The organism is Luteibacter sp. P4_E6, assembly GCF_056401535.1.
The window spans coordinates 15037-27198 of sequence record NZ_JBFUJE010000015.1; the positions used below are offsets into that span (position 1 = coordinate 15037).

Here is a 12162-nt window from a genome sequence, read left to right on the forward strand (position 1 = left end):
CTCCTCACTTCGTCGCCGCAGCGCGGCTGCGGATGTAATGATTGAACAGCACCGCCAGCAGCAACATGCCGCCGAGGAAGACGCGGTACCAGTCGGAATCGATATTGGTGTACGAGATGCCGATCTGCACGACGCCGAAGATCAGCGCGCCAAAGCAGGCGCCGATGACCGAACCGAAGCCACCCGTCAGCAGGGTGCCGCCGATGACCACGGCGATGATTGCTTCGAATTCCTTCTGCAAGCCGCGATCGGCCGCGGCGGAGCCCACGTCGGCCACCTGCAGCACGCCGAACAGGCAGGCACAGAAGGCGGTGAGCACGAACAGGGAAATCTTTACGCGACGTACCGGCACACCGACATTCTTCGCGGCGTTGGAATCGCCGCCGACGGTGTAGATCCAGTTGCCGAAACGGGTGCGGGCAAGCACGAAACCTGCAGCCAGGGCCATGACGATCCACCACACGAGCACCTTGGGCAGGCCGCCGACCACTGGGTCGCCGCTGGGCAGCTTGGTGATCAGGTTCATGCTGGCCAGTCCATTGAACAGCCAGTGGAACGTGGTGCCCTGGAAGAGCGCCGAGATGACCGGGTCGTCGGTGAACTTGTCACCGATACCGCTGACGATGGTGCTGTTGGCGAAGCTGGTGGAAAGCACCAGCGTGAGGCCACGCAGGATGAACATGAAAGCGAGCGTGACGATGAACGACGGCAGCTTCGTGCGTACGACGAGGTAGCCGTTGAGCGCGCCCAACGCCATGGAGCCGACGAAGGCGAAGATCACCGCGGCCCACAGCGGCCAGCCGAGATACATGGGTGGAATGGCCACCATGACACCGGCGAATCCGATCATCGAACCCATCGACAGATCGAATTCACCGGCAATCATGAGGAGGCAGGCGCCCACGGCGATGATGCCGAGGTAGCCGGCCACCTGGGCCCAGTTGATGATGCCATCGAGCGCGAACATGCCCGAGCCGCCGGCGAAAACGCCGAAGAAGGCGAAGACCAGCACCGTGCCGGCAATGGACCCCAGTTCGGGGCGGTCCAGCAGGATGCGCCACGGTGACAGCTTGCGTACGCGTTCGTCCGTGGATTTCGGTTCAATCATGTTCGTAACGCTCTCGTTGATGGCACTCATGGTTCTTGGTCCTTCCGATCGCTTAGCGGTACGTGCCGGCGTACTTCTCAACCGTCGCCACGTTGTCCTTGGTGACGAACGCGGGACCCGAGCTCACGCCGGTGGCGGTATAGACCGGGTGCAGGTCGTACTGTTTCAGGCGGGCCTGGAACTTCGGGTTGGCCTTCAGGGTGGCGATGATCTTTGCCGGATCGTTGGTTTTCTGGTCATGCGCGATCACCAGGGCGGCGATGCCCATGTAGCCCTGCAGGTACGGCTGTTGGTCGATCGCGTACTGGATGGTTCCGGACTTGATGCCAGCGATGATCGCGGGCGACAGGTCGAACGTGCCGAAGTTGATCTTGCCGACCAGATGCATGTCGTTGACCACCTTGATGGTCGGCTCGGCGGCATTCGGGCCAAGGGCCAGGATGGCCTGGGTCTTCGGGTTGCTGCGCAGGTAGGCGCTGACCTTGCTGGCGACCACGGTCGGGTCCATGCCGGTGTCGATCATCGAGGTCTTGCGCCAGTCCTTCACGCCGATCGCATCGGCAAAACCCTGGCAGCGTTCGAATGACGCGTTGTTGGTCGCGTAATGGTTCACGCAGACGAAGCTGGTGACACCGGCCGCCTTGGCGCGGTCACCGGCGGCTTTACCGGCGTCGTACTCACCCTGGCCGACGTGCAGGATCGCGCCGAGTTTCTTGCTCTCGTCCGGCGTGCCGGAGTTGATCGTGACGATGGGAATGCCCTTGGCCGAGACCTTGGCGGCGGGCGCCTTGAGCACGGCGAAGCTGGCGATATCGAAGGCGACACCCTGGTAGTTACGGGCGGCGGCCGATTCCAGCTGGCGGGCCATTTCGCTGAGGTCGCCGTTGCCGGAACCGCGGTAGTCCACGTCGACACCGAAATCTTCGCCGGCCTGCTTGATGGAGTTCTTGATGGTGTTCCACCAGGAGTCCGAGTCGGCGGCGTGGGTCACGAGGACATAACGGTCGCCCGGGGCCGCCTGGGAGGCGGGGGCGGCGAGGCCGAGACCGAGGGCAAGGGCTGCAGCCAGGGTGGCTTGAATCAGTTTGGATCGCATAGTGCCTCCACAGGAGACCGGTTCTACCGGCCGGACGGGTGTCGAACGCGATGCGGCCGTGTAGGCCGCTTCTTTGCCGAGAGCGGACCGAGCATGGACCGGCTGTTCCAGTGTTGCAATTTGCATTGCAGCAAAAAAATAAATGGAAAATATGTTCTATCGCGTGCTTCAATGCGGCCGGTCCCCATGGAGTGCCCCGATGGCCAAACGCAGCGAAGCCGATGCCCTCATGCAGCGCATCGCCGAGGAGTTCGAGGCCCTGCCGCGCCAGTTGCAGGGGGTGGCCCGGTACCTTGAGGAACATCGCAGTTCGATCATGGTCTTGCGCGTCGGTGAGATTGCCGAAGGCTGCGGGGTGCATGCGTCGGCGGTGGTCCGCTTCGCCCAGCGCTTCGGCTATTCCGGCTTCACCGAGATGCAGGCGGTGTTCCGCGAGGCATTCACGGCGCAGGCCTCGCCCTCGCGCAGCTACCAGCAGCGCATCCGCAGCGTCATCAAGAACCGCGCCTCGACCATGCCGGCGGTGGAAATCGCCTCGCGCTTCATCGATGCAAGCCGTGCCGGCCTGGATGAACTGGCCGACGAACTCGATGAAACGCGGTTCCAAAAGGCTGTGGACATGCTTGCCACGGCGGAGAATATCTACGTGATGGGCGTGCGCCGCTCATTCGCCATCGCCGCCTATATCGCCTATGCGCTGCAGCACACGCAGAAACGCGTGCACCTGGTCAGCGGCCTGGGTGGCATGTTCCGCGAGCAGTTGCGCAGCATGGGCAAGGGCGACGCGCTCATCGCGATCAGTTTCCCGCCGTTCGGCAAGGAAACCCTTTACGCGATGCGCGTCGCGCAACAACACAAGGCTAGTGTGCTCGCCATTACCGAGAGCGATCTCGGTCCACTCGCGCGCCACTCGGACGTTCTGCTCAAGGTGAAGGAGGGGAGCGCGTTCGCGTTCCGTGGCCTCACCAGCACCATGTGCCTGTGCCAGGCGCTGTTCGTTGCGCTGGCCTATCGGCTCGAACTCACAGTTGAAGAAACACTTCCCCGAGGAGAATACGATGATTGAAGTTGCCGTTTTCGGTGCCGGTCGCATCGGCAAGATTCACGCGGGCAATGTCGCCCGCCACCCGGAAGCGCACCTGCGCTACGTGGTGGACGTGCACGCGCCGTCGGCGCAGGAACTTGCGGACAAGCATGGCGCAAAGGTCGCCACGGTGGACGAGGCCCTCAATGATCCCGCCGTCGGCGCGGTCGTGATCGGCTCCAGCACGGATACGCATGCGGACCTGATCCATCGCGCCGCCGCCGCGGGCAAGGCGATTTTCTGCGAGAAGCCGGTCGACCTGGACGTCGAGCGCGCGCGCTCCTGCCAGGCCGCCGTCGAGAAAGCCGGCGTGGTCTGCATGATCGCGTTCCAGCGTCGTTTCGATCCGACCTTCTCCGCGTTGAAGAAGCGCCTGGAAGAGGGTGAGATCGGCACGCCGGAGCTGCTCGTCGTGACCAGTCGCGATCCGGGTGCACCGCCGGTCAGCTACATCAAGAGCTCGGGCGGCATCTTCAAGGACATGCTGATCCACGATTTCGACATCTTTCGCTGGATCCTCGACGACGAGGCCGTCAGCGTGCATGCCACCGGCAGCTGCCTCACCGACCCGGCGATCGAAGCCGCGGGCGACATCGATACCACTGCCGTCACCATCCGCACGAAGAAGGGCCGGCTCTGCCAGATCAATACCTCGCGTCGCGCCGCTTACGGTTACGACCAGCGCTTCGAAGTACTCGGCAGCAAGGGCATGCTGCAGGCCGGCAATGTGTCGCCGACCCAGGTGGTGTCGCACACGGTGAAGAACATCGCCCATGACCTCCCCGAGCATTTCTTCCTCGAGCGCTATCGCGAGGCATATGCCGCGGAAATCGCCCATTTCTTCGACGCGCTTGCCGCAGGCACGCCGGTGCGGACCACGATCGCCGACGGCATCAAGGCGCTGGAACTGGCCGAAGCCGCCGCACGTTCCTGGCGTGAAGGCCAGGCCGTGGCCGTGAACATCTGAGGGGAGCATCCGAGATGACTTCCCTTCGCATCGGTCTGGCCGGCCTCGGTCGGCTTGGCCAGCGTTACGCCGAAAACCTCGCCCGCGCCGTGCCGCGGGCGGAGCTGGCGGCGGTATGCAGTCCCGTCGAGAGTGAGCGTGCCTGGGCACGCGACACGCTTGGCGTGTCCACCATCTATAACGGCTACGAGGAGATGCTCGCCGATCCCTCGCTCGACGCGATCTTCCTGGTCACGCCAACCTCGTTGCATGCCTCACAGATCGAGCAAGCACTGGACGCGGGCAAGCATGTGTTCTGCGAGAAGCCCTTGTCGCTCGAGCTGGAGGATTGCCGGCGTGCTGCCGCGCACGCGGCGAAGGCGGGTAAGCGCGCCATGGTGGGATTCGTCCGTCGTTTCGACGAAAGCTACCAGCACGCATTCCAGCACATCGAGGCGGGTGGTATCGGCCGTCCCTTCCTGGTCTATTCGCAGACCACCGATCTGGCCGATCCGAGCGGAGCGTTCCTGAAGTTCGCGCCGACCAGCGGCGGCATTTTTCTCGATTGCAGCGTGCACGACGTGGATCTGGCGCGCTGGTTGCTCGGCCGTCCGAAGGCGAAGAAAGTGTATTCGGCGGGCACGGTGGCGATGTACCCGCCACTGGAAGCGATGGGTGACGTGGACAACGGCATCGCCATCGTGGAGTTCGAAGGTGGCCGCATGGCGATGTTCTACGCCTCGCGGACGCAGGCGCATGGGCACGACACGCATACCGACATCACGGGCACGGCGGGCCGCTTGAGCGTGGGTCGTAATCCCCGTGCGGACCGTGTCGAGATTGCCGATGCGAATGGTGTGCGTAATACGGTCGTGCCGTCGTTCTATGAGCGGTTTGCACCGGCGTTCGTGACCCAGGCGAAGCATTTCGTGGATGCGGTGCTGGATGACACGCCGTTCGACCTGACCATGGATGATGCGGTCGAGGCGACGCGGATTGCGATTGCGTTRCGGGAGTCGTTGCAGAGCGGGCAGCCGGTTTTGTTGGACTGAGGCGGGTTGAAGAACATCGCCGATGAATCGGCGCCCACAGGGTCACGGCTTCCCTCGGCCTTCGCCCTCTCTCTGTGGGAGCCGATTCATCGGCGATCGGTGCTCGCCGAAGCGACGGGTGCTCGCAAAACCCCCCATGAAAAACCCTTCATAAACCCACCATGACGCACCGCAGCAACGCCACGGTATAATGGGCCGGCCATGTCTCTCCCCTCCCTAGTTCCCACCCGCGGCCGGCGCTTCGCCGTGACCGCGCGCATCCTTTCCTCGGTCGTCTTTTCCTTCGTCTGCTACCTGTGCATCGGCATTCCGCTTGCCGTGCTGCCGGGGTTCGCGCATCTTGACCTCGGTTATTCGACGATCATCGCCGGCCTGGCCGTGAGTGCGCAGTATCTTGCGACCCTGCTCAGTCGTCCTCACGCCGGGCGCATGGCGGATGCGATGGGCCCGAAACGCACGGTGGTCGCCGGTCTCGTCGTGCTGGCGATATCCGGCCTGTTCCTGGCACTCGGCGCCATCGTGCCAAAAAATCCGGGGCTGTCGCTTACCTTGATCCTGCTCAGCCGGCTCGGTCTGGGTTTCGCCGAGAGCTGGGTCAGCACCGGCTCGATCACCTGGGGCATCGGCGGCATCGGCGGTGAGCACACCGCACGGGTCATCTCCTGGAATGGCATCGCCACCTACGGCGGTATTGCCGTCGGCGCGCCGCTGGGCGTGATGCTGGCGCGGGACCATGGCTTCATTGCGCTGGGTATCCTCACCTTCGCGCTCGGTCTCGTCGCGCTGCCTTTTGCCCTGATGAAGGCGCGTGTCGCCCCGAGTCATGGCGAGCGGCTGCCGTTCAAAAGCGTGCTGAAGCGCGTGATGCCTTACGGCGTGGGTCTCGCCCTGGGCTCGATCGGCTTCGGCTCGCTGTCCACGTTCGTCGCGCTCTACTACGCCAGTCGCGACTGGTCGGATGCGGCGCTGTCGCTCTCGGTGTTTGGTGGGTGCTTCATCGGCATCCGACTGATTTTCGGCAATGCGATCGATCGTTTCGGCGGGTATCGCGTCGCCATCGTCTCGTTGGTGGTGGAGTGCCTGGGGCTGATCCTGCTCTGGCTGGGCACGACGCCGCATGCCGCGCTGGCTGGYGCTGCGCTGACCGGCTCGGGCTTCGCCCTCGTCTTCCCGGCCCTGGGTGTGGAAGCCGTGGGGCGCGTCAGCACGCACAACCGCGGCGCTGCGCTCGGCGCTTATTCGGTGTTTCTGGACGTCGCTCTGGGCCTGACCGGCCCGGTGGGCGGCTGGATCGCCGGCTTGTACGACTATCCGGCGATCTTCCTCGTGGCCGGCTTCACGTCGCTGGCGGCGGCGATCCTCTCGACGTCGCTCTACCTGCGATTCGGCCGCGATGCACCGCCGCGCGATCAACGGGCCAATGCGCGGGCATAATGGCCGCCTGATCCCTTACGAGTTTCCTACATGCCGTACGACCGCAGCTGGATGGACTTTGGCGTTCTCGGCGCCCTGGAATCGGGTGGGATCGCCTTGCTCGTCGGCATCATCGTCTACGCGCTGCTCCACGCATTCGCCGGTAAACCCAACGGCTGGAGCGATGGCAAGGAGATTTCCATCGCCTTCGTTCTCGCGGTGGCGATCGGCGGCGGTCAGGACATGTGGGACCTGCTCTACTTCACCATGGCGCCGCTGCAGTCGTTGACACTCTTGCAGCTGAAGCTCGCCGCCGTACACGATCCGGATGCCATCGGCCTGCGCGTGTTCTTCGACATCGTCGGCGCCTTGATCGGCGCGTGCATCGGTTGGGCGATGTTCTCCGGCGGCTTCAAGCGCCTCCTCGCCGGCATGCGCTCTTCGTAACGCGCTGTTCCCTGTGGGAACCGATTCATCGGCGATCCCGCGGCAGCGGGGCAGGGTTATCGCGAGCACCCGATCGCCGATGAATCGGCTCCTACAGGAATTGCCCTAGGTCCTGTGGCTGAACATCCAGTCCCACAGGTCGGGCGTCGCATAGGCCTTTTCCCACGAGCCGTGATTCACGCCGGGGAATTCGGTGTATTTCACGACGGCGTGGCGCTCGATCAGCGCCGCGTTCATGCGGCGTGACTGTTCGGTCGGCACCACGTTGTCGTCGCCACCGTGGAAGATCCACACCGGCAGCTTGCCGATCTTCTTCGCCACCCAGGCATACGCATCGTCGCCCTTGGGTACGCCGTGCACGTAAAGGTTGCGACCGTCGCCCGGGAGCGGTTCGACACCACCRCAGATGATGGCCGCGGCAGCGAACATGCCCGGGTGATCGGCAGCGATCTGCCACGAGCCGAAACCGCCCATGGACAAGCCGGTAAGGTACAGGCGTTTACGGTCGCCGTGGAATTCCTTCACGGTCTTCTCGAGCGCGGCCAGGGCCATGTCGGCATCGACCTTGTCGGTCCACTCGGTATCGTTCGGCGCCTGCGGAATCACCACGACGGCCGGGAAATCGGTGTGCTGCTTCAACCACGGCGGCAGGCCCTGCGACAGCTGCGCCTGGTTGTCGTTGCCGCGCTCGCCGCTGCCATGCAGGAACAGGACCACGGCAGGATGCTTGCCATCCACATCGACGGGAACGAACACCTGGTAGCGGTAGGTCTTGCCATGGACGTCCACGCTGCGTTCGACGAAGGTCGCGGGGGCGGCGGAAGCGCCGGTGGCGATCATGGCGGTGAGAAAGGCGGTGAGAAAGGCGAGGCTGCGGAGCATGTCGGTTCCCTAAGCTGGTTTTTTTGTAGGAGCCGATTCATCGGCGATCCCGCGGCAGCGGGCAACGTTCTCGCGAGCACCCTATCGCCGATAAATCGGCTCCTACAAAGGCGCCCATATCAAAGGACAGGGTCGAAGAGGCGTGCTACATGAAGCGCCACGCGTTGCAGGTAGGTCAGTCGATCGTAGTCGTTCTGGTTGACCTCTTCGGACTGGGCGAAGTCGTGGGTCAGCATCGCTTCCACCTCGCCGGCAAACGTCTCGTCCACGTTCAACGCCGTGATCTCGAAGTTCAGGCGGAAGCTGCGGTTGTCCATGTTCATGCTGCCGACGACGGCGGTGTCGTCGTCCACCAGCATCACTTTCTGGTGGATGAAGCCGGGCTGGTATCGGAACATGCGGATGCCAGCCAGGGTGGCTTCGTGGGCATAGAGCGTGGAGGCCATGAACACGGTGCGATGGTCGGGACGGCAGGGAATGAGGATGCGCACGTCCACGCCGCGAAACACGGCCAGCCGCAGCGCGCCGAACACGGCCTGGTCGGGCACGAAGTAGGGCGTGGTAATCCATACGCGGTGCTTCGCCGCATGGATGGCCTGGGTGAAAAACAGCGAGCAGCTTTCCTGGCGGTCGGCCGGGCCGGTCGCGACGATCATCGTATTGGCGCGGCCGCAGCGCTCCGGCGGCGGTGACGACGGCGGCCGTTCACCGGTGACCCAGTACCAGTCTTCGGCGAAGACGCGTTGCAGGTCGGCGACGGCGGGGCCTTCGATTTCCATGTGCGTGTCGCGCCACGGCGACAGCGGCGGCTTCGAGCCCAGGTATTCGTCGCCCGCATTCAGGCCACCGACAAACCCGCGCACGCCATCGACGACGAGCACCTTGCGGTGATTGCGGAAATTCAGCTGAAAGCGATTGCGCCAGCGTCGCGTCGCGAAGCGGTGTGCGTTCACGCCTCCGCTGCGCAAGGCCTCGATATAGCTGGAGGGGAGATCGTGGCTGCCGATGCCGTCGTAGAGCAGGCACACTTCTACACCGGCGGCTGCCCGCTCGAGCAGGGCATCGCGCAGGCGTCGACCCAGCACGTCGTCGTGGATGATGAAGAACTGCACCAGGACGTAGTGTTCCGCGCGTGCGATGGCGGCGAACATGGCCTTGAAGGCGGCCTCGCCATCGATGTGCAGCGCCAGCCCGTTGCCGCCGTGCATCGCCGTCTTCAGCATGCGGCCGATGGCGTCATATCGCTCATCGCCCACGGGGGTGGTCACCGGAAGCAGGCCGGGCCGCGCCGAGAGTTCGGCTTCCTCGTGGAGCATGAAGAAGCGTGCCTGGCGCTGGCGGTGCAGGTCGACGTAGCCGCCAAAGTGGCTGGCGCCCAGGAAGACGTAGGGGACGARGGTCACGTAGGGCAGGAAGACCAGCCCAAGCACCCATGCGAAGGCCCCCTGCGCCGTGCGTGTATGCATCACGGCATGCATGCCGGCGAAGATCCCCGCGACATGCAGGGCCAGCGCGGCGATCGCGATCATTGACGTGATCATGGGCTTCCGACCCTGATCTTCAATCCTGCGGCAAGAGTCTTTGTCGCGTGCGGGTGTATGTGCATAAGGGCCTGGGGCGGACAATCCACGTTATCGCTTTCCAACGAGCCTAACGCATGAACCCCTCTCCGTCCCGCCTGCCCCTGCTGGCACTGGCCGTAGCCGCCTTCGCGATCGGTACCACCGAGTTCGTGATCATGGGGCTGCTGCCGGAAGTCGCTACCGACCTGAAGGTGAGTATTCCCTCCGCTGGCATGCTTGTCTCCGGTTACGCCCTGGGCGTGGCCGTTGGCGCGCCGCTGCTTGCCGCGTTCACCGCGAAGATGGAGCGCAAACACGCCCTCTTGCTGCTGATGGGCCTGTTCATCCTCGGCAATGCCCTGTGCGCCATCGCGCCGAACTACGACGTGCTGATGGTGGCGCGCGTGGTGGCCGCCTTCTGTCACGGCTCGTTCTTCGGCATCGGTGCCGTCGTCGCCGCACACCTGGTCCCGGCCAACCAGCGCGCTCGTGCCATCGCCCTGATGTTTGCCGGGCTTACGCTGGCTAACGTGCTTGGCGTGCCCTTCGGTACCTTCCTTGGTCAGTGGGCCGGCTGGCGCTCCACGTTCTGGGCGGTGACGGCGCTGGGCGTGATCGCCGCGCTGGGTGTGGCCCGCTTCGTTCCCTCGCTGCCCAACCTCAAGGCGCCGGACATGCGTCGCGAGTTGCGCGTGCTGCGCGAGCCGCAGGCCCTGATCGCCCTGGGCATGACAGTGCTGGGCTTCGGCGGCGTGTTCACCGTGTTCACTTACATCGCGCCGATCCTGCAGGAGCAGTCGCATGTCAGCCCCCACTGGACCGGTGCCGTGCTCGTTCTGTTCGGCCTCGGCACCACCATCGGCAACATGCTCGGCGGCCGCCTGGCCGACTGGAAGCTGATGCCCTCGCTGATGGGGATCCTGGTGGTGCTTACCGCGCTTCTGGTCGCGTTCGCCTGGACGATGCATTCGACCGTCGCGTCCATCGTCACCGTGTTCCTCTGGGGCATTGCTGCGTTTGCCACGATCGCACCGTTGCAGTCCCGTGTGGTGCATGTCGCGGGTGATGCGCCGAACCTGGCCTCCACGTTGAACATCGCCGCTTTCAATCTGGGCAACGCTGGCGGCGCGTGGCTGGGTGGCGCGGTGCTCGCGGCCGGTTATTCGATGCCGATGGTGAGCCTGACCGGCGCCGGCGTCACCGTGGCCGGCCTGCTTGCTACGATGGCCAGCGTTGCGCTCGAACGCCGCCGTCCCGTGACCGTGGTGGCCGAAGGCGCCTGACCTCCAGGAGAGCTCCATGAAAGCCGTCGTCTATCGCACCCCGCTTCCCGTGACCGATCCGCAGAGCCTGCTCGATGTCGAGCTGACCACGCCCGAGGCGAGGGGGCGCGACCTGCTGGTCAAGGTCGAGGCCATCTCGGTCAACCCGGTGGACACCAAGATCCGCAAGAACACCGATCCGGAAGGTGCCGACAAGGTGCTCGGCTGGGACGCCGCAGGCACCGTGGTCGCGGTTGGCCCGGAAGTGCGGCGCTTCAAGGTCGGCGACGCCGTGTGGTACGCCGGCGCGCTCGACCGGCCGGGTGCCAACAGCGAGTTCCACGTGATCGACGAACGTCTCGTCGGCCGTAAGCCGTCCACACTGAGCATGGCCGAAGCCGCGGCCCTGCCGCTCACCGCCGTGACCGCGTGGGAGCTGATGTTCGAGCGCATGGGCATTGCACACGGTACGCCGGGTCGGCCTGCCACGTTGCTGGTGGTCGGCGCCGCGGGTGGTGTCGGTTCCATCGCCGTGCAGCTCGCGCGCCGGCTCACGGGCCTCACCATCATCGGTACGGCCTCGCGCCCGGAAACGCGTGAATGGGTCGAGGCGATGGGCGCACACCACGTGGTGGACCACTCGAAGTCACTGGTCGATGAAGTAAGAGCGGTGGCGCCGGAGGGTGTCGACTACGTACTCGGCCTGACGCGCACCGAAGACCATTTCCCGGCACTGGTCGAGCTGCTCAAGCCGCACGGCAAGTTCGGCCTGATCGACGACCCCGCCGAGCCGATCGACATCCGCCTGATGAAGCGCAAGAGCCTGTCGTTGCACTGGGAGCTCATGTACACGCGCTCGCTGTTCCACACCGAGGACATGGCCGAGCAGGGTCGGATCCTCGACGAGGTGGCGAACCTCGTCGATGCGGGCGTGATCAGGACGACGATGCGCGAGAACGTGGGTGCGATCAACGCGGCCAACCTGCGCAAGGCGCACGCCATGCTCGAGAGCGGCAAGACCATCGGCAAGGTCGTTCTCGCGGGCTTTTCCTGACCTAGCGCGAGTGGACGCGCTCGGCACTCTCGGCCATGAGCATGTTCGCCACGCTCTGGGCCTGCTTGCGGATTTCCGGGATCGCCGTCGATTCCCACAACGCGCCACGAAGCAGACTACCGATCGCAAAAAGATTCGAGCGCGGCCGGCCGTTGCCATCGAGCAGATGGCCGTCCGGCAGCGCGGCGAAGCCCAGACCGAGCGGATCGGGTTTGACCAGGCCGTCGATCACCAGCTGGCGCACCAGACGATGCTC

General features: G+C 64.7%; 11 protein-coding genes and 1 pseudogene. 7 read left to right on the forward strand and 5 right to left on the reverse strand.

What is annotated here, in order from left to right; translation table 11 throughout:
- Positions 1-4 precede the first annotated feature (4 nt).
- Both AC1DT2_RS02355 and AC1DT2_RS02360 read right to left on the reverse strand, forming a co-directional pair.
- On the reverse strand, positions 5-1138 hold the full coding sequence (locus AC1DT2_RS02355; protein ID WP_063573762.1) for an ABC transporter permease: 1134 nt from the start codon (positions 1136-1138) through the stop codon (positions 5-7).
- Positions 1139-1160: 22 nt separating this feature from the next.
- The gene (locus AC1DT2_RS02360) at positions 1161-2204 is read right to left on the reverse strand and encodes a sugar ABC transporter substrate-binding protein (RefSeq protein WP_063573761.1); all 1044 of its coding nucleotides are present in this window, start codon (positions 2202-2204) and stop codon (positions 1161-1163) included.
- A 199-nt stretch (positions 2205-2403) separates the two neighbouring features.
- On the opposite strand from AC1DT2_RS02360, the gene AC1DT2_RS02365 reads away from it, so the two are divergent.
- The 5 genes from AC1DT2_RS02365 to AC1DT2_RS02385 all read left to right on the forward strand — a co-directional run bounded on the left by AC1DT2_RS02365 (position 2404) and on the right by AC1DT2_RS02385 (position 7146).
- Positions 2404-3270 carry a MurR/RpiR family transcriptional regulator gene (locus AC1DT2_RS02365; RefSeq protein WP_213949558.1) on the forward strand — a complete coding sequence of 289 codons (867 nt, stop codon included), beginning with the start codon at positions 2404-2406 and terminating at the stop codon, positions 3268-3270.
- Positions 3263-4255, forward strand: a complete 993-nt coding sequence (iolG, locus tag AC1DT2_RS02370) for an inositol 2-dehydrogenase (protein WP_477293983.1) — start codon at positions 3263-3265, stop codon at positions 4253-4255. Before AC1DT2_RS02365 ends, iolG begins: the two co-directional genes overlap by 8 nt.
- Before the next feature lie 14 nt (positions 4256-4269).
- A complete protein-coding gene (locus AC1DT2_RS02375) occupies positions 4270-5286 on the forward strand; it encodes a Gfo/Idh/MocA family oxidoreductase (protein ID WP_197478372.1) in 1017 nt (338 codons plus the stop codon).
- Between the two features lie 246 nt (positions 5287-5532).
- Entirely contained in the window at positions 5533-6720 is a 1188-nt protein-coding gene (locus tag AC1DT2_RS02380; protein ID WP_477293986.1) for an MFS transporter, read from the forward strand.
- A gap of 30 nt (positions 6721-6750) precedes the next feature.
- On the forward strand, positions 6751-7146 hold the full coding sequence (locus AC1DT2_RS02385) for a hypothetical protein (RefSeq protein ID WP_063572848.1): 396 nt from the start codon (positions 6751-6753) through the stop codon (positions 7144-7146).
- Between the two features lie 105 nt (positions 7147-7251).
- Here AC1DT2_RS02385 and AC1DT2_RS02390 read toward each other — a convergent pair whose 3' ends face one another.
- Positions 7252-8028 carry a carboxylesterase family protein gene (locus AC1DT2_RS02390; RefSeq protein WP_477293988.1) on the reverse strand — a complete coding sequence of 259 codons (777 nt, stop codon included), beginning with the start codon at positions 8026-8028 and terminating at the stop codon, positions 7252-7254.
- Between the two features lie 119 nt (positions 8029-8147).
- Positions 8148-9569 (reverse strand): cardiolipin synthase, encoded by a 1422-nt coding sequence (gene cls / locus AC1DT2_RS02395; RefSeq protein ID WP_477293990.1) that lies wholly within the window; start codon positions 9567-9569, stop codon positions 8148-8150.
- A gap of 116 nt (positions 9570-9685) precedes the next feature.
- Here cls and AC1DT2_RS02400 point away from each other — a divergent pair, with 116 nt between their 5' ends.
- Positions 9686-10873, forward strand: a complete 1188-nt coding sequence (locus AC1DT2_RS02400; protein WP_477293992.1) for an MFS transporter — start codon at positions 9686-9688, stop codon at positions 10871-10873.
- A gap of 16 nt (positions 10874-10889) precedes the next feature.
- Entirely contained in the window at positions 10890-11906 is a 1017-nt protein-coding gene (locus AC1DT2_RS02405) for a zinc-binding alcohol dehydrogenase family protein (protein ID WP_477293994.1), read from the forward strand.
- Between the two features lies 1 nt (position 11907).
- Here AC1DT2_RS02405 and AC1DT2_RS02410 read toward each other — a convergent pair.
- Positions 11908-12162, reverse strand: a pseudogene (locus tag AC1DT2_RS02410) (FAD/NAD(P)-binding protein); the annotation flags it as partial.